Origin of the sequence: Acinetobacter sp. I-MWF, assembly GCF_025433935.1 — a bacterium.
GTDB classification, from domain to species: Bacteria; Pseudomonadota; Gammaproteobacteria; order Pseudomonadales; family Moraxellaceae; genus Acinetobacter; species Acinetobacter guillouiae.
Genome location: NZ_JAMBAR010000001.1, coordinates 3,256,443 through 3,279,685 on the forward strand (window position 1 = coordinate 3,256,443; position 23,243 = coordinate 3,279,685).

Genomic DNA, 23,243 nt, shown 5'->3' on the forward strand with positions numbered 1-23,243 from the left:
CCGATTAGAATGTACGTGGTTTAGGTTCAATTGGGTCTACAGACAATGGGCTGTAACGTACTGGCTTGTATTCAAGATGGTTATCCGCTGAATACCATAAAGTATGTTTCATCCACTCATCGTCACGACGACCATATGAATAGTGCTCATCATCAGCAGGCAATTCATAATCTACAACAGTATGTGCACCACGACATTCTTTACGTGCAGCAGCAGAAATCAATGTTGCTTTCGCTACTTCGTATAAGTTTTCAACTTCCAAAGCTTCAATACGTGCAGTATTAAATACTTTAGATTTGTCTTTTAAATGAATGTTACGTACACGTGGTTCAATCGCAAGAATCTGCTTAACACCCTCATCAAGCAAGGCTTGAGTACGGAATACACCCGCGTGGTCTTGAACGATATCACGAATCGCATCCGCAACTTCTTGTGCATTTTCACCAGAAGTAGAATCATCTAAATGATTGATACGTTTCAACGTGTTCACAAGTACATCATTTGGAAGTGGTTGGTATTCATCACCGTGATGTTTAGTCACGTAATCGATGATGTGTTCACCAGCAGCTTTACCAAATACAACCAAGTCAAGTAATGAGTTTGTACCTAAACGGTTTGCACCATGTACAGACACGCAAGAACACTCACCAATTGCATAGAACCCTTTTACAGGCACTGTGTAATTCATTGTACCGTTGGTTGTGTATTCGTTTGCAGCTTTATCAAAACCTGCATAGAAATCTGCTGCATTTTTCGCTGTTTCAGGAATAACCACTTGACCATGAATATTGGTCGGAATACCACCCATTTGATAATGGATTGTTGGTACAACTGGAATTGGTTCTTTGGTGATATCCACGTTTGCGAATTTCTTACCAATCTCAAATACAGATGGTAAACGCTTCATGATGGTATCTGCACCCAAGTGAGTCATATCAAGTAGGATATAATCACCTTTAGGACCACAACCACGACCTTCTTTGATCTCTTGGTCCATAGAACGTGATACGAAGTCACGCGGAGCCAAATCTTTCAAAGTTGGAGCATAACGTTCCATGAACGGTTCGCCATCTTTGTTACGAAGGATTGCACCTTCACCACGACAACCTTCCGTTAACAATACGCCTGCGCCAGCAACACCCGTTGGGTGGAATTGCCAGAATTCCATATCTTGTAATGGAATACCCGCACGAGCAGCCATACCAAGACCATCACCAGTATTGATATAAGCATTGGTAGATGCACGGTAAACACGACCAGCACCACCTGTAGCAAACAATGTTGCTTTGGCTTGGAATACAGCAATTTTGCCTGTTTCTTGGTCAATTGCTGTTACACCGAGTACATCACCTGCTTCGTTACGGATTAAGTCTAATGCAATCCATTCAACGAAGAATTGAGTACCCATTTTCACGTTACTTTGATAAAGCGTATGAAGAAGCGCATGACCTGTACGGTCGGCAGCAGCACAAGCACGTGGAACTGGTTTTTCACCATAGTTCGCAGAGTGACCACCAAATGGACGTTGGTAAATTGTACCGTCAGCATTACGGTCAAATGGCATACCTAAGTGTTCAAGTTCATAAACAACTTTAGGCGCCTCACGACACATAAATTCGATTGCATCTTGGTCACCTAACCAGTCAGAACCTTTTACCGTGTCATAGAAATGATAGTGCCAGTTATCGTCTTGCATGTTACCAAGCGATGCACCAATACCACCTTGAGCCGCAACAGTGTGAGAACGTGTTGGGAATACTTTAGTTAGCACTGCAACTTTCAAACCTGCTTGAGCAAGTTGATATGAAGCACGCATACCTGAACCACCACCACCAACGATGACTGCATCGAAGAACTGGCTTGGAATATTTGAATAATCTTCTTTAGGGGTTAAAGCGCCCATGACATTTTCCTATCAATTCGCCCAAAAAATCTGGATTGCCCAGATCGCATATGCAATAACAGCAATAATCACTGCTGAAGTTAACACGATGCGTAAACCTGAAGCTGAAGGACCCATCTGACGAGTAGTCACATAGTCAGTGAATACTTGCCACATACCAATCCAAGCATGCGCAACAAGAGATAAGACTGCCAATAAAGATAAAATCTTCATCGGAAGTGTCATCATAAAGCCAAACCATTGCTCATAGTTAAATCCGCCATTGCACAGAATCCAACCTAATACCACAACAGTATAAACAGCTAGAACTACAGCACTTACGCGTTGGATATACCAATCACGAGAACCTGAACCCGTTAAACCTGTAGCACTTTTCATTAGAGAACGATCCATACAAATGAAGCGATAACTGATATCGCAGCCAAGATTAATGCAATAGTTGCTGCTACGCGACCGCTTTGCAACTCTTCAGCAAAGCCTAGGTCAGCAAGTAAGTGCTTAATACCCATAATGAAATGGAATAATAAACCAGCGACAAATACCCATACGATAAAACGTACAATGAAGCCACCAAAGATTGCTTGAACTTGAGCAAAGCCTTCAGGCGAAGACAAAGACTTGTCTAAAAGCCACAAAAGTACCGGTACGAGTAAAAATACGATGACACCTGATAGACGGTGTAGAATTGATGCAATAGCCACAGGGGATTTTAAGTTTACATCTAAAACTTGACCCATGGACAAATTGACAGGTCTGTTGCTTTTCACAGCGGGCATCCTGTAAGTAAAAACTCCATCCGGAGTTTGTTGGAATTAATTCGAAGGAAAGCTAGCATTGTCAGACAAATTTAATTGCCTGAACTTTAAACGACACTGAATTATAAAACGTGCACTGTCAAAATACAAACCATCGAAATTGGCTTTTTCTTTAAAAATCACTCAAATAAGAATCATTTACACCCATTTGAAAAATAAAGCAGATCCCCCACCTCTGTTTTTCAAGGCTATCTCGTTATTTTTTATGACATTTAAACATATTACTTTTACACATAATTACGACTTATATTATTTTTATAAATTTAGACTAAAGCACAACATTACGGACAAAATCGTCCTGTGGTTGATTTCTCCCTGCTGTTTTATTTTTCATCAGCTGGTTAAGCTTTAGTAGATACCCAACATGTTATTTTAAAATAGTCCTTTATTCCTATTTTAAATGGGTGCCATTTAATTCAGTGATTTGACTGAAAGCTTTATAATAAGAAAGAAAGACTTAGTTTGTGAATAATTCATAATTTAGCTGCAAGATTTTATGGTATTTGATTATTCCTAAGGCAACTAAATGCCTATTTTTATACTGATTCGATTATTTTTTATCCTTTAAAAGCTTCAATAAAAACTATTTTTTAATCAATTAAGCATTAAAATGAAAATAAATATTTCATCAACTCATTTGGGTGTTTTTTACACAAAAATAATGGCAAAAGCTATGTAAGTCGTGAAATTCAGATGGTTTTAAAACAGCAACAATGCATTTCGCAACTTACAAAAGCCACAAAATATTGGTCAAAAATGCCATTTCCTGTCTAGCAATCACAATTATTTTTCTGCACCTTCTTTAGAATTTACCTTATTATACTGACCGACTCTGAAATTTAATGATCAATCTTACTGGTTAAAGTTAGACTAACTACTGATGAAAACATTGTTTTTTCATCCATAAGTATAATTGACAAAATTTCAGTACTCACTAAGCTAAATAGCAATTTTTGATCCGTCTGACTTGTACATTACAAGATGACTCAGCAAGTTAGATAAAATATCCACCAGGACAGGAGATCTATTGAATGTCTGCAGCAACTGGCAAGAAAGCCGTTCTAGAGCTTGATGGCAAAAAAATTGAATTACCAATTTACAGCGGCACATTGGGCCCAGATGTAATCGACGTTAAGGATGTGTTGGCTTCAGGTCACTTTACTTTTGATCCTGGTTTTATGGCGACAGCTTCTTGCGAGTCTAAAATCACTTTCATTGATGGTGATAAAGGCGTTCTTTTACACCGTGGTTATCCGATTGCTCAACTTGCAACTCAAGCTTCTTACTTAGAAACTTGCTATTTATTGTTAAGCGGTGAGCTTCCAACTGCTGAGCAAAAAACAGACTTCGAAAACAAAGTCCGCAACCACACAATGGTTCACGATCAAGTTAGCCGTTTCTTCAATGGTTTCCGTCGTGATGCTCATCCTATGGCTGTTATGTGTGGTGTAGTGGGTGCGTTATCTGCGTTCTATCACAACGGTTTTGACGTTGAAAACGTAGACCACCGTGAAATCACTGCAGTTCGTTTAGTTGCTAAAATTCCTACTCTAGCTGCTTGGACTTACAAATATACAATCGGTCAACCGTTCGTATATCCACGTAACGATTTAAGCTATGCTGAAAACTTCTTGTACATGATGTTTGCTACTCCAGCAGATCGTGATTACAAAGTTAACCCTATTCTTGCTAAAGCAATGGATCGTATCTTTACGCTTCATGCTGACCATGAACAAAATGCATCAACGTCTACAGTACGTTTAGCTGGTTCTACAGGCGCTAACCCTTATGCATGTATTGCTGCGGGTATTGCTGCACTTTGGGGACCTGCGCATGGTGGTGCAAACGAAGCTGTTCTTAAGATGCTCGATGAAATCGGCTCTGTAGAAAATGTTGCACCGTTCATGGAAAAAGTAAAAACTAAAGAAGTTAAACTTATGGGCTTCGGTCACCGAGTTTATAAAAACTTCGATCCACGTGCAAAAGTAATGAAAGAGACTTGTGACGAAGTGTTAAGTGCACTTGGTATCAATGATCCACAACTTGCGCTTGCAATGGAACTTGAACGTATTGCATTAAGCGATCCGTACTTCATCGAACGTAAACTTTATCCTAACGTAGATTTCTATTCAGGTATCATCCTTAAAGCGATTGGTATCCCAACAGAAATGTTTACGGTAATCTTTGCGCTTGCACGTACAGTTGGTTGGATCAGCCACTGGTTAGAAATGCACAGCGGTCCGTACAAAATCGGCCGTCCTCGTCAGCTTTATACTGGCGAAACTCAACGCGATATCAAACGTTAATTCGTTACGCGTTCAGATCGAAAAAGAGACCACCCTTTGGGGTGGTTTTTTATTACATATTCATACCAATTGGTATAATCTATTTATTTTAAAATTCATTTAAAATCAAAACATAACAATACCAATATAAGCATAGAAAACTGAAATTTATATTTTTACTATAAAACTTACAAATCACTACTTTAAAAAACACCCAACAAATAACTTTATTTTATATATTGTTTAAAAATTTTTAATCATACATTTTCAAAGGACTTGAAGATGCCTCAATATTTATCCAAACAAGTACACGACCCAGATCAAGCTTTTTTTGGTCATCCCCAACCATTAAAAGGCTTATTTTTTACCGAGCTTTGGGAACGTTTTTCCTATTATGGTATTCGCCCTTTATTAATCCTCTATATGGCGGCTTTAGTTGCTGATGGCGGTCTCGGTTTAGATCGCCCAACAGCATCTGCAATTGTCGGCTTATTTGCAGGCAGTATGTATTTAATGACCGTATTGGGTGGATGGGTTGCTGACAATTATCTCGGTCAGGAGCGCGCTGTGTGGTACGGCTCACTGATCATCGCACTCGGACATTTATCCATTGCATTGGCAGCTTTATTTGGACATTTCTTTTTTTATTTTGGTTTAGTTTTGATTGTGATCGGTTCTGGTTTATTTAAAACCTGTATTTCCGTCATTGTTGGCACTTTATATCAGGCTCAAGATTCACGGCGTGATGCAGGATTTTCCATTTTTTATATGGGAATTAATCTAGGTTCGTTAATTGCCCCACTATTGACTGGTTTATTGGTTAAAGAACATGGTTGGCACTGGGGATTCGGAATCGGTGGCGTTGGAATGTTAATCGCCTTACTGATTTTTAAGTTAATAACTGTGCCTCAATTAAAACAATTTAATCATGTGCAAGGCAATGAAAATAACTGGGCTCGTCCTGTACATTACAATCCTAAAGCACCTCAAATGATCATAGGTTTTATTGCCGTTGTTGGCCTGATTATCGGTCTAGTTTCTCTTGGCATAATTAACATCAATCCAATTCAGATCGCCACATATTTCACGATCACAATCTGTATTTGTATTGCCTTATATTTCAGCTATCTATTGCTCTTTGCTGGTTTGAATAATACTGAGAAAAAACAAATCATCATCTGTTTTATTTTACTCATCACCGCTGCACTTTTTTGGTCAGCATTTGAACAAAAACCAACATCTTTCAATCTTTTCGCCCAAGACTTTACAGATCGCCAATTCTTTGGCTTTGAAATACCCGCAGTTTGGTTTCAATCGATTAACCCGCTTTTCATTATTATTTTCGCACCGATCATCGCATGGCTTTGGGTTAAATTAGGCAAACAAAATCGTGACCCTAGCTATATCACCAAATTCATTATTGCTTTACTTCTCGCTGCGGGTGGTTTTCTCGTGATGAGCATTGCCAGTTACTTGATCACCCAAAATGGTGGAACTGTTTCTGCATTGTGGATCGCATCAAGCCTCCTACTTTTAACACTAGGTGAATTATGCTTAAGCCCTGTTGGTCTTTCAACCATGACTAAACTTGCTCCAACCATCATTCGTGGACAAGTGATGGGGCTTTGGTTTACAGCATCTGCTTTAGGAAACTTAATGGCAGGTTTAATCGGTGGTCATGTTTCTATCCATGAAGTTGACCAATTACCCTTGCTATTTGTGCGATGTGTCATCGCTTTACTTCTTGGCGCACTCGTTCTATGGTTAATGAGAAAACCGATTCGTAAATTACTCAATCAAACATCGACCCCCTCTCAAAAATCTATTGATATGCAATTGGAAAAAGTATGAACAGTTTGTCACCTGCCAACAAATTAGAAAACCTTCGTACAATTATGAAGAAATATCAGCAGGATGCTTTTATCGCCATGAGTGCAGATCCACATATGTCAGAATATTTACCTGATTATTGGAAAATACGTCAATGGCTAACAGGCTTTACAGGTTCAGTCGGCACAATTGTAGTTACTCAAGACTTCGCAGGTTTATGGGTAGATGGTCGATATTGGGTACAAGCTGAACAGCAACTGGAAAATACAGGTTACGTTTTACAAAAGCAGACACCTGATGAATCATCAACACATTTGGCTTGGCTTTTACAACATCTACCCAAAAACACAAAAATTTCAGTCAATGGGCACACCATTTCTGCCCTACAATTTGATGCGCTAAGTCAAGTTGCTCAATCCCAGCAATTTGAAATCCGAACAGATTTAGATTTGATTGATGAAATTTGGACTAAACGCCCCACACTGCCCCTAGAACCCATTTGGCAAATGGCAGATGATTTAAATGCGCAAACACGCTTAGAAAAAATAACTGCGATCCGTCACAAACTTATTCAGAAAAAAGCAACGGGGCATTTTATTTCTGCACTCGATGATATTGCTTGGATTTTGAATTGTAGGGGGCGTGATGTTGAATATAATCCCGTGTTCTTAGCACACTTATATATTGACCATTCTCGAACTGTGCTTTTTATTGATGATGCAAAACTTTCAACTGAAATGCAGCAAAGATTTGCTTTGGATAACATTGAAATCTTAGCTTATAACGCAAGCATCGAGTTTTTGGTCGAACTTAAACAACAAAATATTTTAATTGATCCTACTAAAGTCTCAATTTCATATGCACAGGCCATTGAGCAGCAAAGTCATTTAGTCCAAGACATTAATCCAAGCAGTTTATTTAAATCACGTAAACATCCTTCAGAAATTGCACATGTGCGCAGTGCAATGACCAAAGATGGTGTTGCCCTATGTCATTTCTTTCATTGGCTAGATAACGCATTGGCTGATAAAGAATCGATCAATGAACTCACCATCGACGAAAAAATTTCAGGCTTTCGCGCACAACAAGCAGGTTTTATTGGATTAAGCTTCTCGACAATTGCAGGCTTTAATGCCAACGGTGCATTACCCCACTATCGCGCTACAGAAGAAAGCTTTAGCGAGATTAGTGGTGATGGTTTGCTGCTGATTGATTCAGGCGCACAATATGATGAAGGAACCACAGATATTACCCGTGTTGTTCCCATAGGCACCGCAAGCGCGGAACAAAAGCGCGATTATACACTTGTATTAAAATGTCATATTGCGCTTGCTCAAACTGTTTTCCCAGAAGGCATTGCATCACCTCTTTTAGATTCGATCACACGTCAAACCCTGTGGAAATATGGTTTGGATTATCGTCATGGTACAGGTCACGGTGTCGGCTATGCATTGAATGTTCATGAAGGCCCACAAGTGATTTCATATTATGCCCCAGTCACACCATCCACCAAGATGCGTGAAGGGATGATTACCTCTAATGAACCAGGCTTATACCATCAAAGCAAGTACGGCATTCGGATTGAGAATCTTGTCGTCAACAAAATTAAGCATTTTGAAGATACGACCTATGGTCAATTTTTAGAATTCGAAACACTAACACTGTGCCCGATTAACCTGACGTGTATCGTTTTAGACCTACTCAGTCATGATGAAAAAGCATGGTTGAATCAGTACCATCAAACAGTCAGAGAACGATTAGCACCTCACTTAGAAGGTGATGTTTTAAACTGGCTAAATGAAAATACCCAAGCTATTTAACATTTTCCGTAAAATTTAAAAAGCTCAAAGCACCTGACTTTGAGCTTTTTAAAGCAAAAATAATGATATAAATCAAATTAAAATGCTTTTGCTTTAGCTATCATTTAAACCAGATATGATCAAAACATTGATCAACGACCCCATTCCATTTTCGCCATATACGGACGAATTTTTTTAATACGTTGGATATTGGTCTTTTCAATCTGAGTTAATTGATTTTCAACATTGGTACTGCATGGCATATACCAATTATCGTTAGCAAATTGAGAGGCAATCTCTTTATTGGCAAATGAATAACCATGACGCGCATAAATTTCATTACGCATCCAGTCCAGTTCTTCAGGAGGAATTTGTAGATCCTCATCTTTTAATAAACGTTGTGATGCAACTGGATAATCACCGACATCTTTTTGATAGCGACACTGTTGCGGCTTTAAATCAAAATATTTTGGTTTAACCTTAGCCGTTGTAGATTCCCAACTAGACTCCAACACATTCGGCTGATTTTGTTTTACAGTAAACGTAAACACACCACTACTTGCTTTAGCACCGCTTTCTGTTGCGGTAATTTTATAGCCTTGTGAAGTCGTCTGTACTTTTCCTGAGAAATTTTGTTTATTTTTACCGAGAACACTATAGCCTTTGACCTGATTACGATCGATAGATTGGATGAAAACAGCAATTTTCTGCTCATCATATTTTCCAGACCAAGATTTTTGCAACTGTTGAATATCCAGTGCATAACTATTCTGGAAACCAATCATTCCTAATCCGACGAGTGCGATTAAACTTTTATTCATTGTTATACCTATTTGTTATGAAGATATTGGATGCATTTTCACATTGATTTTAGATTAAATTGTTTGCTTTGTGATCTACTTTAAGATAAATAAATCAGGATTCTCTGTGGTTTATTTTAAAATCTATGCCATACCCAAACATAAATATGCTGTTTCAACCTATCTTCCACTATAATTTCTCAATCACCATTCCATTATAAGCAGTGATGAACAAAACAAAAACTAACTTGGCATATTCAAGCTTGAGTCTAATTTCACTCGTGATCTATGCTTATTTATGCTATCTCATGGTCGCGATATGTCTACAATATTTCCCATGGCAAACTGATCAGTATTTTCTCTTGTTAAAGCAAGATGTAGTCAATACTCAACCTTGGCAGGCGGCTTTTAAAATCCATGTGATCAGCAGTAGTTTTGTACTCATCGCTGGATTTACACAGTTTTTCCGTGTCTTTCGCACGCGTTATCCCCGAATTCATCGCTGGAGTGGTTGGCTGTATCTGATCACCATTTTGGGGCTGTCTTTACCTAGTGGCTTAATTTTAGCTTTTTCAGCGGCTGGAGGGTTATCTACTCAAATCAGCTTTGTCTTACTAAGTTCACTCTGGGCGATCACCACCCTATCCGCTTTGTACTTTTTATTGAAAAAGCGCTGGATTTTACATCGTGACTGGATGATCCGTAGTTTTGCACTCAGTCTTTCAGCGCTGAGCTTAAGGACATGGAAAATCGTGCTTTATCAGTTACAACCTTATTTTGATTGGTTAACCCCAATTCACATCTATCAACTAGAATCTTGGTTAGGTTGGGTGGTCAATTTAATCCTAGCTGAAATCATTATTTTTGGATTATATCGTCGCACAAGACAAAAAAATAAAAGCCCTAAATTAATTTAGGGCTCTCATAAAAAGTGTTCAGCAATTGAATACTAAGCTTATTTTTTACTCACGCTATAATGGTTTAAATCTAGTTGTTTTAATTGGTTGCGTAATTGTTGCAATGACCATGGCCATGCTGCAAAGTTACGACCATTTTCGTCCAGATAATAAGACTTACACCCACCCGCATTAAATACAGTGGTTTTTAAATGTTTCTGCAGACGTTTGTTATGCTGGGCAAGCACATCCGCTTTGATTTCAAAGCGAGTGAATTTTTGCTCACGCATTTTTAACAAGCCATCAACAATATAGCCGACTTGTGCTTCCGCGATACCAATAAATGAATCATAGACTAGAATGTTTGGACCGAGGACTAAAAACGCATTCGGTACATGTTCAATACTGGCGCCCAAATATGCTTCAGGTGAACTATTTTTCCAACGCTCAGCAAGGACTTGACCATTGCTGTCATAAACTCGTTTACCAATTGGAGGATGTGAAACTTCAAAGCCTGTTCCCCAAATAATCACATCCACTTCATGACGTTCACCATTTGCTGCAACCACTGTATTTCCATCAATTTCAACCAAACCATGTGCAATCAGATTCACATTATCTTGTTGTAGTGCTGGATAATAATTGTTTGCAAACAATAAGCGCTTACATCCAATAGTAAAGTTCGGTGTCACTGCTTTACGCAAAGTTTCATCTTTAATTTGTAGTTTGAGTAATTGCTTACTTAGGAAATTAACAGGTTCCAATACTTTAGGATTACGCAATCCAAAGTTAATCCCATTTAAAATCTGTGCAATGCTATTACGCCAAGTTTGTTGAATGATTGGGAATCGAGAAATGATCCCTTTAGCCGTTTCGTTTAACTCCATATCCGCCTTGGGTAGTACCCACGGTGCTGTACGCTGGAATACGATCAGCTGTTTCGCTAAAGGTTGTACTTGTGGGATAAACTGAATTGCAGAAGCCCCTGTACCAATCACTGCAACACGCTTACCCGTTAAATCATAATCATGATTCCAACGTGCTGAATGGAACATTTCACCTTTAAAACTTTCAATTCCTTTTAATTTCGGCAAAGCAGGTTCAGTAATCGGTCCTGTCGTAAAGATCACCGTCTTGGCTTGATATTGACCTTTTGATGTTTCTAAGTGCCAAATATGTTGTGCTTCATCCCATTTGGCACTGATCAATTCATTATTAAATTCAATTTTCTCACCAAGGTCATATTTTTCCACCACTTCTTCTAAATAGCTTAGAATTTCTGGCTGCTTGGCAAATAAATGGCTCCATTTATGGCTTGGTGAGAAAGAAAATGAATAAAGTGCTGAGGGTACATCACAACCGCAGCCCGGATAATTATTGTCGCGCCATGTTCCTCCCACACGACTGGCTTTTTCAAGGACCACATAATCGTTATAGCCTGCTTGATTCATTTTATAAGCAGCAGCAATCCCTGAAATACCCGCACCAACCACGATGGTGTCATAGATGTGCACAGCTTCTTTGTGCTGAGTCTTTGGCGCTTTTTCTTCAGCCGATTGTTCAAGCTTTTTAGATTGAGCGCTTATTTGTGTTTCAACTTTTACCTCAGGCTTATTTTTAGCTTTAGCTGGAGTTTGGACTTCAGCTTTAGGGTGATTTGCTTTCGCTGGCTTTGTAACAGTCTTTGCCTCAACTTGCTTCTCTACAGGCACTTTTTCTTTAAGCTGTTTTGCTTCAAGCGATTTGTCTTGTGCTGTATTCGATTGAGTCACCTGTTTAATGTCTTCAACTGTAGTTTGGGTTGAGTTTTGCTCTACGCTTTTCTCTTTAGGCAGCGTAGCTAAAGTTGTTTCTGTTGTCATCTTGATTTACTCGCAGCTTATTTGATGTATTTATTAAATAATGGATATCCGATACCCAGCGCTTTGGCATATAAGGTGGGTGATACACGTTTTAATATCCAAAACAGTTTTGCATCTGGCTGAGGAATGGTGTACAGCTTGCCTGCATCCAAATTATTTAAGGTTTTAATCACCACCTGATCACTGGTGGTAAATGCATGATTCATCAGTAAATCATCTGCTAACCCCGCATAATGACCAGGTAAACGACCATTTTTCATAATATTTGTAGGCACTAATGTTGGACACAGCACATTCACTCGAATGTTGTCACCACGAAGCTCTGCTGAAAGGGTTTCTGACAATGCCAACACACTGGATTTGGTCACATTATAAGCGGTCATTTCGGGAGCTGCTGTATAGCCCGCAGCTGAAGCAACATTGATAATTGCCCCATAACCTTGTTGCTTAAACTGAGGAACAAAATAATGACAACCATGAATAACCCCCCAGAGGTTGACATGCATACACCATTGCCAATCTTCCAGTGACACTTCATCAAACTTACCGCCCAGCCCTACACCCGCATTATTAATAATCAGGCTTACAGGATGATTCATTAATTTTTCGGCTTGTTCTGAAAGTGCTTTTACTTGCTCTTTCACACCCACATCACATTGCACAGCAAATGCTTTAGCTGAAGTTTGTGATTCAATCAAACTGACCGTTTCTTTGGCTGCATCCAGATTTATGTCAGCACAAACAATTGTTCCTCCGCGTTTTGCAAGTTCCATTGCAAAACTACGTCCAATGCCACTGCCTGCGCCAGTCACGACCGCATAAGCATTTTGGCTCGGCTTAACTTTTTTAGAAAAAATACCCATAAACTTTAAATCCATCTCTTTTAGGTTTTTATGAACGCAATGCAGGATAAAATTCTTTCGTCAAATATGGCGTAAGAAGACCTGTCTTTGGATTCAGTAGTTTCTCTTTGTAATAGTCCAAAAATTCAGATGTATCATGATCATTTGGATGAAAATCGGGACGCAGATAATCAAAAATATGTTTAAAGCTACTGCCGTAAACACCATCTTTTAAGCCAAAGATCAGGCGAAAATTATATGGAATCTCCTTCCAATAACGTAAGCTAATCAGGTTCTTAGGATTGCGATAAAAAGGCACTAAAAATGATGCAGCTGAAATCAGCACCAAAATCGTGATCAATGCGGGAAAGAATCCAGCAATACGTAATAAATAGTTATTGGATAATTCTTGAAACACATCGAAAGCAATATCCTTATGCTCCGATTCTTCAAGCATATGCCACATCCAGATTGCCCGTTGTTTTTCATCTTGCGAACGGAAGAACACTTCTTCATGATTCATCATGTATTCTGCAAGTACCGCAGTAAAATGTTCGATACCAGCCATCAATGACAATTTCATCGGTTGTGGAAGACGCTCAAAACCATATTCAAACGCCCAGCCAGCCCAAGTACGAAACAGCTTTACTGGCAAATCACGAATTAAATAAGCGTCATTTAACTCTTCATGCATTTTTGAATGAATCGCCTCTTGACCAATCAATGAAGTAACACGTTGCTTCAATAATGGATCGGTAATGAAATCACGATGATAACGAGCAGTATCAATCACAAGATCTTCACCACGAGTTAAGAAAATCGACAATGACGCAAAATATGCACTTGCCAATTCTGCATCCATATAAAATCGGTGATCTACTTGCTCTGGATCAAAATCAAACTTCATATGACGAATTGGAATAATCGGCGTTTGATTTTCCAGACTGAATGGTGCCGCAGCAAAAACTTTAGCAACGGCTTTCTTAATTGGCTTAGCGAACATAGCTGGTACTCTTTATTCATTTAATATGGCAATCCATTTCATCGTCTTTACGCTGATGAGCTACAGATCGCCTTTTGAGTAAAAACTCTACTTTGATGGCTAAAAATTACGACATGCTTTGTCAATTACCATTGGCACATGCATTCATTCGGTTTGCAAATTATGACAACCTTAGATAATTGTCAGACAATCACTTTTAAGAGTTGCCTCCACTGATAAAGAATGTCCCTTAAAAACAATTTTTATAAAGTGCTTGGTTAAAATCACAGCTTTAAAAAAAACTTTTCCTTCAAAAATTGATGGAAAAGCTCAGTATCGATCTACAACATCGTTTTTATATTGAATAGAAAATTTGAATGCTAAGATTGAATAAAATTACATCCGTAAAGCAGGGGTAAACGCTTTAACAAAATAAGGGGTGAGTGTGCCTGTTTCAGGATCAAGTAATTCTTTTTTGAAATATTCTAAAAGCTCAGTTGTATCATGATCATTAGGATGAAAGTCTGGACGCAAATAATCAAAAATATGGCCTAAACTGCTACCAAAAACACCATTGTCTCGACTAAATAATAAATCCCAACTGCCCTTTGCCTCTTTCCAAAAACTTAGACTAAAGCTATTCATTGGACGTCGTAAAAATGGCAACATCAATGCGCCAGCACCTACGCCTAGACCCAAAGTAATCAACGCAATAAAGAATCCTGAAATTCGTAATGGATAATTTGCAGAAAGCACTTGATAAGTATCATAAGCAATATCTTTATGCTCAGACTCTTCCAGCATATGCCATAACCATAAAGCACGTGTTTTTTCATCAAGAGAATGATTAAAGATGTCTTGATGCATCATGGCATATTGAGCAAAAACAGCGGTGAAATGCTCAATCCCAGCCATCATTGAAAGCTTTAAAGGTTGTGGGAATTTTAAAAAAGTATGATTAAAAACCTGTTCTGCTAAAAACCGATATAACTGCACAGGCAAATTATTTGGAATCATGGTTTCATTATATTCTTCATGGACTTTAGAGTGAATTGCCTCTTGTCCAATCAAACTGGTTAGACGCTGTTTTAAAACTGGGTCTTGTATTTGATCACGATGATGTCGTGCAGTTTCGATCACCAACTCTTCACCATAAGTTAAAAAAATTGACAATGCGGCAAAATAGGCAGTCGCCCACTCTTTTTGCATAAAAAATTTAACATCCAACTCATCTGGGCTAAATTTAAAATTGAAGTGACGAATCGGGATATTCGCAATCTGATCTTTTAAATTAGGCAATCGACTTGGAAAAGCTTTTGCAAACACTTTTTTGACAGGCTTAGCAAGTAACATATGAAGCACCTATTGTTTATTTAGGGATCAAGGATTTGACTGAAAACCAGTTCAAATTCACATTTCAAGTAAAAAATCCTATTTATGTTGGAAAAATAAGTCATCTGGATTCAAATACCACTGACATTTCAGGTCAATCCATTGGCAATTTATGACTATTCAATAAAGTGTCTGACAAATAAGGGCTGAGCTTGCCTCTACTGATAAATAATGACCTTTGCGGATAAGTCATCAGCTTTGGCTTACTTAAATCATGATTTAATTTTTGGGTGTACTGAACCCTAACTACGGATACGCTACATAACTGAAATCAGGCAACAAGAAAAGTTTCATGTCAGCATATATACAATAGACAGTTTTTTATCGTGGTGTATCTGGGCCACAGTTAATCTTTGGGTCACACTGAATCAGTGCTAAACTTATGGATGTACTTTTTACACAGCACAAAATAAAACAATGTTCAATTTCATTTGGCGCTTTGTACAACTTCTTCAATTGGATCAATTCAAATATCGTAAATTGACAGACGGCGAAATTCGTATTAGCCAAAGTGTATTTGGAGAATTAATTGACTACAGCCAAGTCAAGGTGATGAATCATCCTTATTTACCGTGGCAGCCTGTTGGTATTTTGATGGCGCCCAATGGTTATATTCACTTAAAAGATGCAGACTATTGTGAAGACTTCTCCTGTATGAGCTTGGGTTATCAAGCTGTTTTTATTCATGAAATGGCTCATGTTTATCAATATCAGCGCCATGAGAATGTATTACTTAAGGGGGCGATTTTACAGTCCGCACTTTACCTAAGTTTTGGTAAATATAACCCTTATCGCTACACTCTCATTCAAGGAAAAGCTTATTTCGATTACAATATTGAGCAACAAGGTGATATCGCCAAAGATATTTATTTAAATCGAATTGAAAATATTATTCTGGATAAAAATTCAGTCAATCCTTCAATTTAAGCGCTTTATTTTGATGCTAATTTATACAAATTAAGTGATACATTTCACAAAAAATATTTAAAGCTGATTTTTTCCAATATAAAATCCAAAAAATAATGAAAAATCACTAGTTTCTATAAAAAAAATACACTAAATTCATGAGGTCATTGATGGTGTACTGAATAAACTTAATGAATCACTAGCTTCTGACGTTTTTTTAGTTAAAATACTCAATGTCTGAAATTTTTGCCTTGCAAGAAAATAAAGATTTTTGATGATTTTTAATGATTTTATAGTTTCGCCCTTTGGCAATTTCTGTGATATCTATATACATATGTTGAATAACTACATTTTAAAAATCAACAATTTGTATATAAATTACCCTATTGGAATAGGATTTGGTTTAAATGAAAAGTTTTAAAATTGCTCTCGCGCAATTCTCTCCATTCATTGGTGATATTGAGTCGAACGTTCAAAAAATGATTGAACAAGCCAATGATGCAAAAAAACAGAATGCTGAAATTGTTGTTTTCCCTGAACTTTCTATAATCGGTTACCCTGCCGAAGATTTGCTTTTACGCCCAAGCCTAGCAAAGCGTACTGCACAAGCTTTCGAGAAACTGTCTACTGTTAAAGACATCGTGATGGTATTTGGTTTTGCCAATCTTACTGACGATGGTCAACGCTACAATGCTGCTGCGGTGATGAAAGATGGACAAGTTCTAGGGGTTTACAACAAACAAAATCTTCCTAATTACAGCGTTTTTGATGAAAAGCGTTATTTTAATGAAGGACATCAACATCTTGTATTTGAGTACTTAGGTCATAAGTTCGGGGTACTGATTTGCGAAGATGTATGGTCTTTAAATACAGTTCAACAGCTTGCTCAACTCAATGTGGAAAGTGTTTTGGTCTTGAATGCTTCACCTTATGAAGTCGGCAAACCGCAACATCGTATCGAAACATTAAAAGAGTTGGCAAAACAGCTCCACCTCAATGTGGTTTATATCAACCAAGTGGGCGGTCAAGATGATCTCATTTTTGATGGGACCAGTTTTGTCATTAACCATTCAGGTGAAGTTGCGTTACAAGCACCAAGCTTTAAAGAAGATCTCTACTTTGCTGACTACCAAATAGAAAACAAAGCCTATCAAGTCGTTGAAGCTACGCCAGCATTAAATACCATGGCTGAAATCTATCAAGCTTTGGTTTTAGCAACACGCGACTATGTACAACGCTCTGGTTTCCCTGGTGTGATTTTAGGACTATCAGGTGGTATCGACTCAGCTTTAACCTTGGCAATTGCAGTTGATGCGATTGGCGCAGATAAAGTTCAAGCCGTGATGATGCCTTATACGTACACATCACAAATTAGTGTGGAAGATGCCACTGAACAAGCAAAACGTATGGGTGTTACTTTTGGTATTGCCGAAATTCATCCTATCGTAAATAGCTTTATGCAGACCTTATTCCCATTCTTTGGTAACTCACCTGCGGATACAACTGAAGAAAACCTTCAAGCGCGTGCACGTGGTACATTGCTTATGGGCTTGTCCAATAAGTTTGGTAACCTTGTGCTTGCAACAGGCAATAAGTCTGAACTTTCTGTCGGTTATTGCACACTATATGGCGATATGGTAGGTGGTTTTGCTGTACTCAAAGATGTTTATAAAACCATTGTTTTTGAATTGGCTAAGTACCGTAACAGTATTTCTGAAACGCCTGTGATTCCTGAACGTGTTATTTCTCGTCCACCATCAGCAGAACTTCGTCCTGATCAAAAAGACCAAGACTCTTTACCTGCTTATGATGTACTTGATGCCATTCTATATGCATATATTGAGGAAGAACAAAGCCAAGAAGACATCATTGCCAAAGGTTTTGAACGTGCAATCGTGGAAAAAGTCATTCAGCTTGTCGACCGCAACGAATACAAACGTCGTCAAGGTTCAATTGGACCACGTATCAGCTCACGCGCATTTAGCCGCGAACGCCGTTATCCGATTGTAAATGGCTGGAAAGCAGGTGTATAAGCCTCGTGAATGTGAATAATTCACCTCCACCTTCGAGCTTTGCTCAGGAACTTGCTCAAGCACTTTTGCTTGAGCAAGTTCGCTTTATTAAAAAACAACTCTTAGATCAGAAAAATCCGCAATTTATTCAGAATTTTATTTCCCAAACCTACCAAAATGCAGACAAAATTCTTTTAAAAAATGTGATTCAACTTGAGCAACTGCAGTCTGTAGTGCAAAAATATGCTTTTGAATTGAATTTAGGCGCAGATATTCTTGAATTTATCGGTGTCGTCGCTCAAAAAATTCATCAATATGCCATTCATAGTCAAACCATTTTCAATGATCTACTCTCAGATGAATCTTTTGAACTGTGGATGTTTAAAATCTTAGAATTAGAACAATTAAGAGACTATATTCAAGAAAACTTACAGCACAACCCGCAGATTCAACAGGTTAGCCTACAGCTTGCCAACCAGATTTTAGAAAGCAACACCCCTTGGCTCAACCAGCTACGTCAATACACCGTTAAACATAACCGTATTGGCGCGAAAGTCATCAGCTTTATTCAAGATCAGCAACACAATATTGAGCTTAAATTAGAACAGCAACTCGCAACTGCTATCCGTAGTCAACTCAGCAATATCATTCTACTACCAAATGAAGACTTAGCAGATATCGCTACACATGTTTGGAATGAAGTTAAGCAACGCTCATTAAAAGAGGCTTTCTCTCAAGTTCAATCCATTGATTTTGAGGAATTCTTTATTCTTGTTTATGAAACTTGGAAAGAATTACGTCAAACAGAATATATGCAACAGGTTATTTTAAATGTAGTCGAAGCATTTTATGAATACTTTGGCGAATATAGCTTACAAGAATTACTACACTCGGTTGGGTTAGATCAAAACGATTTATTTATCGAAGCAGATCGCTTTGTTCCACATACACTAGGTGCTTTGGATCAACATGGCTTATTGGATGAGATCATTCAATCCTTGATTGCGCCATTCTACATTGACACGCAAACACAAAGATTTATAGAAAATTATTTAGCAGAAAAAGCTTAATCAAACATTCAACTGGATTTTTTCAGTATTCTAAATATTCATAGCACGATGATAATTTTTATCTATATCTAGTGATCTTTTGATGATGCACAAAAAAAGAGACCATGCAGTGAGCATGGTCTATAAAAATGGTGGCTATGACGGGACTTGAACCTGTGACCCCCGCATTATGAGTGCGGTGCTCTAACCAACTGAGCTACATAGCCATAAACTGTGTGCGCATTATCTAAAGTTATCTACCCTACGTCAAGCATTCAAACACACCAATGCTCATACTTTAAGCAATTGATATTTAAATGTTTAAATTTAATACATATTTATGTTTTTATCGAAAAAATCAGCTTAATAAGCAGCGTAAATAATTAAGGAATTAAGCTCTCTCCCCTATTTATCTCTAAAAATCTATAGCAAAAAAAAGAGAGTGGCTTACCACTCTCTATTTGCAACAAGTTCTTCCATTTCAATATCGAGATATCCTTGGTCTTGTACCACCATCATCATTGCTTCAGCAATATAATCAGCTGCAGTACCATCCAAAGAAGAATCAAGATCCTCAAACTGTGGCTTCATTTCATTAATTTCAGTCACAGTTAGTTTTGCCATAGAATAAATTTCTGCATCACTAAAGCTGGTTTTTGCCACTTTTTTAGCAAAATTTTCAATAAGTTGCTTAACCTCAGCAACTAGAATATCTGGATAATATTCATCATCGAACATTGGGAGAAGTAGATCGTTAAACATTGCAACCTAAAATAAAACAGCAATTCACGCGCTTATATAACACAAACCATACAATTCACCAAATTGATCGGGCAATTTAACTGATTAATTTTTCAGATGTAGATGATCTTAATTTTAAAAAAGATCAAACAATATCAGGGACTATTGATCATTCATCATTAAATTGCAGAGCGCATGGCTTGCCATACTTTAATTGCATCCGACATTGCTTTGACATCATGTGCACGCACCATACACGCGCCTTGTTGAATACTGAGCAAGTGTGCAGTAACACTACCTACAGCACGATGATTGGCATCTGCACCATCTAAAGCGTCACCAATGAAGCGCTTACGTGATAAGGCTGATAAAATTGGATAACCCATGTTGTTCAGTTGATAAAACTCATTGAGAAGCTTTAAATTTTGTTGCGCATTTTTAGCAAAACCAAAACCAGGATCTATCATAATATTTTTAGGCTGAATTCCTGCCTGTAGTGCATCATCTACGCGTTGCTGTAATTCAGCAATTACCTCTTGAGTAACATCGTCATACTGGTCAAGATGATTCATTGTGGTTGGCTCGCCTCGCATATGCATAATAATCACAGGGATATTAAGCTCTGCAGCAGTCTCTAAGGCATGTGGACGAGTTAAGGCACGGACATCATTCCAAATATGTGCACCAGCCTTAACCGCCTCACGAATGACTTCTGGCTGTGAGGTATCTATTGAAATAATGACATCCAATTTGGCTAATTCAGCAACCACAGGAACAACACGACGTATTTCTTCGGCAATCTCGACTACAGATGCACCCGGGCGTGTAGATTCACCGCCAACATCTATTACTGTCGCACCATCAGCAATCATTTGCTTGGCATAAGCAACAGCTTGATCTTTTTGATCATGCTTCCCACCATCGCTAAATGAATCTGGAGTGACATTCAAAATACCCATGACATTTGCTTGCGATAAATCCAGACTCAAACGCCCACATTGTAAAATTTGCTTGGGCAGTGGCATCAGTTGCATGTCAATTCTCCTTATTCAATTCAGGCTAGTTTAGCAATTCAAATCAATAGCACAGTGATTTTTTTTCATCTGTGAATTTTTTCGTATAAAAAAAGAGCCTCGATTGAGGCTCTTGTTTATTCACTGACTGATCAGGTCGCTGGTAATGGTGGTGGTGTTGATGGACCATCTGTAGGTGTTACATCAAGCACTGGATTTTCAGCCACATAAACCTTAGGTGGCTGAGGATCACGACCTTCCATGATGTCACGGATTTGATCACGATCAATCGTTTCCCACTCCATCAAGGCTTTTACCATTGCATGCGCAATATCTTTGTTATTTTCAAGGATATCACGCGCAACACGATACTGTTCATCTAGGATACGACGTACTTCTTGATCAACCTGTTGTTGTGTTGCTTCAGAAATCGTACGGCTACCGACATTTCCGAAGAAACCATTTTGGTTTTCATCTTCATAGACCATCACGCCCATTTTGTCTGACATACCGTACTTGGTCACCATTGCGCGTGCCATTTTGGTTGCACGTTCAAAGTCGTTAGAAGCACCCGTTGACATTTGATCAATGAAAACTTCTTCTGCAATACGACCACCGAATAAGATTGAAAGTTCATTCAACATCTTAGACTTGTAATGGCTGGTTTGATCATGTTCTGGCAACTGCCAAGTTACACCCAAAGCCCAACCACGTGGCATAATTGTTACTTTATGCACAGGGTCAGTCCCTGGAAGAATTTCTGCAACAATGGCATGGCCTGCTTCATGATAAGCAGTCGCACGACGTTCTTCTTCACGGATCACCATCGACTTACGCTCAGGGCCCATGTAGATCTTATCTTTTGCATCTTCAAAGTCATGCATATCGACGGTGTTCTTGTTACGACGAGCAGCAAACAATGCAGCTTCATTGACAAGATTCGCCAATTGCGCACCAGAGAAACCAGGTGTACCACGTGCCAATACTTTAAGATCAACACCTGTTACCGAAGGAAGTTTCTTCAAATGCACTGCCAAGATCTGTTCACGACCTTTAATATCTGGCAGACCCACCATCACTTGACGGTCGAAACGCCCCGGACGAAGTAATGCTTTATCTAGTACATCCGCACGGTTTGTTGCAGCAATGACGATAATCCCTTCATTCCCTTCAAAACCATCCATTTCAACAAGCATTTGGTTGAGTGTTTGTTCACGTTCATCATGACCACCACCTGTACCTGAACCACGATGACGACCAACTGCATCAATCTCATCAATAAAGATGATACATGGTGCATGGCGTTTCGCCTGTTCGAACATGTCACGCACACGAGATGCACCCACACCAACGAACATTTCAACGAAGTCAGAACCTGAAATACTAAAGAATGGAACTTTGGCTTCACCAGCAATCGCTTTCGCAAGTAAAGTTTTACCTGTACCTGGAGGACCAACCATCAATACGCCTTTAGGAATTGTTGCACCTAAGCGTTTGAATTTTGCAGGGTCTTTCAAGAAATCAACGATTTCCACAACTTCTTGTTTTGCTTCATCACAACCAGCAACATCGGTAAAGGTCACTTTGATTTGGTCTTCTGAAAGCATTTTTGCTTTAGATTTACCAAAACTCATTGGACCATTTTTACCGCCTGCACCACCACCCATGTTACGCATAAAGAACATGAACAATAAAATAATTAAAAGCACAGGAAAGCTTGCGATGAGAAGTTGCATCAATAAACCTTGACGTTGAGGTGCAGTACCTTCAACTACAACGTTATTTTTGATGAGTGTAGGCATCAATTCAGGATCTTGAACTGCTGGGCGAATACTTTCAAAGTTCGAACCGTTCTTTTTTTCGCCGCTTATTCTTTCACCATCAATTGTGACTTTACTAATTTGACCAGCATTCACCGCTGTGACGAATTCTGAATAATTCATCGCAGAAGGCTTACTGCGGTCACTGAGATTGCTGAAGATTAAGATCAGCACACCCAGTATGACCAGCCACAATACGGCATTTTTGAAGTAATCGCTCAAAGCTTTATTCCCATATATAACTATTTTGATCAGGCTCAATCTTGCTTGATCGTAACAAAAAGCGAGTAATGAAT

At 38.6% G+C, this 23,243-nt stretch carries 18 protein-coding genes and 1 tRNA gene; 7 read left to right on the plus strand and 12 right to left on the minus strand.

Features of this window, described 5'->3' with window-relative positions; all coding sequences use genetic code 11:
* Positions 1 to 4: 4 nt before the first annotated feature.
* Genes M2R48_RS15020 through sdhC form a run of 3 tightly spaced genes read right to left on the minus strand, consistent with a single transcriptional unit; the run spans position 5 to position 2,679 of the window.
* Complete coding sequence (locus M2R48_RS15020; RefSeq protein ID WP_004717286.1) at positions 5 to 1,903, minus strand: FAD-dependent oxidoreductase; 1,899 nt, start codon at positions 1,901 to 1,903, stop codon at positions 5 to 7.
* A 12-nt stretch (positions 1,904 to 1,915) separates the two neighbouring features.
* Positions 1,916 to 2,281 carry a succinate dehydrogenase, hydrophobic membrane anchor protein gene (sdhD, locus tag M2R48_RS15025; RefSeq protein WP_004717289.1) on the minus strand — a complete coding sequence of 122 codons (366 nt, stop codon included), beginning with the start codon at positions 2,279 to 2,281 and terminating at the stop codon, positions 1,916 to 1,918.
* Positions 2,281 to 2,679: a succinate dehydrogenase, cytochrome b556 subunit gene (gene sdhC, locus M2R48_RS15030; RefSeq protein ID WP_126606943.1), complete on the minus strand. Its 399-nt coding sequence runs from the start codon at positions 2,677 to 2,679 to the stop codon at positions 2,281 to 2,283. The genes sdhD and sdhC overlap by 1 nt, the downstream gene beginning before the upstream one ends.
* A 1,070-nt stretch (positions 2,680 to 3,749) precedes the next feature.
* Here sdhC and gltA point away from each other — a divergent pair.
* From gltA to M2R48_RS15045, 3 genes are all read left to right on the plus strand, one after another.
* A complete protein-coding gene (gene gltA, locus M2R48_RS15035; protein ID WP_004717293.1) occupies positions 3,750 to 5,024 on the plus strand; it encodes a citrate synthase in 1,275 nt (424 codons plus the stop codon).
* A 261-nt stretch (positions 5,025 to 5,285) separates the two neighbouring features.
* Positions 5,286 to 6,854 carry a peptide MFS transporter gene (locus M2R48_RS15040; protein WP_262086609.1) on the plus strand — a complete coding sequence of 523 codons (1,569 nt, stop codon included), beginning with the start codon at positions 5,286 to 5,288 and terminating at the stop codon, positions 6,852 to 6,854.
* Positions 6,851 to 8,653, plus strand: coding sequence for an aminopeptidase P family protein (locus M2R48_RS15045; RefSeq protein ID WP_262086610.1), 1,803 nt, complete (start codon positions 6,851 to 6,853; stop codon positions 8,651 to 8,653). Before M2R48_RS15040 ends, M2R48_RS15045 begins: the two co-directional genes overlap by 4 nt.
* Positions 8,654 to 8,784: 131 nt before the next feature.
* Here the strand turns inward: M2R48_RS15045 and M2R48_RS15050 are convergent, their stop codons facing one another.
* Positions 8,785 to 9,453: a YARHG domain-containing protein gene (locus M2R48_RS15050; protein ID WP_034612492.1), complete on the minus strand. Its 669-nt coding sequence runs from the start codon at positions 9,451 to 9,453 to the stop codon at positions 8,785 to 8,787.
* 206 nt (positions 9,454 to 9,659) lie between these two features.
* On the opposite strand from M2R48_RS15050, the gene M2R48_RS15055 reads away from it, so the two are divergent.
* Positions 9,660 to 10,349, plus strand: a complete 690-nt coding sequence (locus M2R48_RS15055) for a DUF2306 domain-containing protein (RefSeq protein ID WP_262086611.1) — start codon at positions 9,660 to 9,662, stop codon at positions 10,347 to 10,349.
* 38 nt (positions 10,350 to 10,387) lie between these two features.
* On the opposite strand, the gene M2R48_RS15060 is transcribed toward M2R48_RS15055, so the two are convergent.
* The 4 genes from M2R48_RS15060 to M2R48_RS15075 all read right to left on the minus strand — a co-directional run bounded on the left by M2R48_RS15060 (position 10,388) and on the right by M2R48_RS15075 (position 15,367).
* Complete coding sequence (locus M2R48_RS15060; protein WP_262087505.1) at positions 10,388 to 11,914, minus strand: flavin-containing monooxygenase; 1,527 nt, start codon at positions 11,912 to 11,914, stop codon at positions 10,388 to 10,390.
* A 293-nt stretch (positions 11,915 to 12,207) separates the two neighbouring features.
* Positions 12,208 to 13,053, minus strand: coding sequence for an SDR family NAD(P)-dependent oxidoreductase (locus tag M2R48_RS15065; RefSeq protein ID WP_154129208.1), 846 nt, complete (start codon positions 13,051 to 13,053; stop codon positions 12,208 to 12,210).
* A gap of 28 nt (positions 13,054 to 13,081) precedes the next feature.
* Positions 13,082 to 14,035, minus strand: coding sequence for a metal-dependent hydrolase (locus tag M2R48_RS15070; RefSeq protein ID WP_034612487.1), 954 nt, complete (start codon positions 14,033 to 14,035; stop codon positions 13,082 to 13,084).
* Positions 14,036 to 14,410: 375 nt separating this feature from the next.
* Positions 14,411 to 15,367: a metal-dependent hydrolase gene (locus M2R48_RS15075; protein WP_262086612.1), complete on the minus strand. Its 957-nt coding sequence runs from the start codon at positions 15,365 to 15,367 to the stop codon at positions 14,411 to 14,413.
* A gap of 456 nt (positions 15,368 to 15,823) precedes the next feature.
* Here M2R48_RS15075 and M2R48_RS15080 point away from each other — a divergent pair, with 456 nt between their 5' ends.
* The 3 genes from M2R48_RS15080 (at position 15,824) to M2R48_RS15090 (ending at position 19,394) form a co-directional block, all read left to right on the plus strand.
* Positions 15,824 to 16,333, plus strand: a complete 510-nt coding sequence (locus M2R48_RS15080; protein WP_262086613.1) for a hypothetical protein — start codon at positions 15,824 to 15,826, stop codon at positions 16,331 to 16,333.
* A 386-nt stretch (positions 16,334 to 16,719) separates the two neighbouring features.
* Positions 16,720 to 18,345 carry an NAD+ synthase gene (locus tag M2R48_RS15085; protein ID WP_262086614.1) on the plus strand — a complete coding sequence of 542 codons (1,626 nt, stop codon included), beginning with the start codon at positions 16,720 to 16,722 and terminating at the stop codon, positions 18,343 to 18,345.
* A gap of 5 nt (positions 18,346 to 18,350) precedes the next feature.
* A complete protein-coding gene (locus tag M2R48_RS15090; RefSeq protein WP_262086615.1) occupies positions 18,351 to 19,394 on the plus strand; it encodes a hypothetical protein in 1,044 nt (347 codons plus the stop codon).
* Between the two features lie 129 nt (positions 19,395 to 19,523).
* On the opposite strand, the gene M2R48_RS15095 is transcribed toward M2R48_RS15090, so the two are convergent.
* From M2R48_RS15095 to ftsH, 4 genes are all read right to left on the minus strand, one after another.
* Positions 19,524 to 19,600, minus strand: a tRNA-Met gene (locus tag M2R48_RS15095).
* 220 nt (positions 19,601 to 19,820) lie between these two features.
* On the minus strand, positions 19,821 to 20,135 hold the full coding sequence (locus M2R48_RS15100; protein WP_004717317.1) for a DUF5713 family protein: 315 nt from the start codon (positions 20,133 to 20,135) through the stop codon (positions 19,821 to 19,823).
* Positions 20,136 to 20,293: 158 nt separating this feature from the next.
* Positions 20,294 to 21,148 carry a dihydropteroate synthase gene (gene folP, locus M2R48_RS15105; protein ID WP_262086616.1) on the minus strand — a complete coding sequence of 285 codons (855 nt, stop codon included), beginning with the start codon at positions 21,146 to 21,148 and terminating at the stop codon, positions 20,294 to 20,296.
* Between the two features lie 131 nt (positions 21,149 to 21,279).
* The gene (ftsH, locus tag M2R48_RS15110; RefSeq protein ID WP_004823226.1) at positions 21,280 to 23,169 is read right to left on the minus strand and encodes an ATP-dependent zinc metalloprotease FtsH; all 1,890 of its coding nucleotides are present in this window, start codon (positions 23,167 to 23,169) and stop codon (positions 21,280 to 21,282) included.
* Between the last annotated feature and the right edge of the window lie 74 nt (positions 23,170 to 23,243).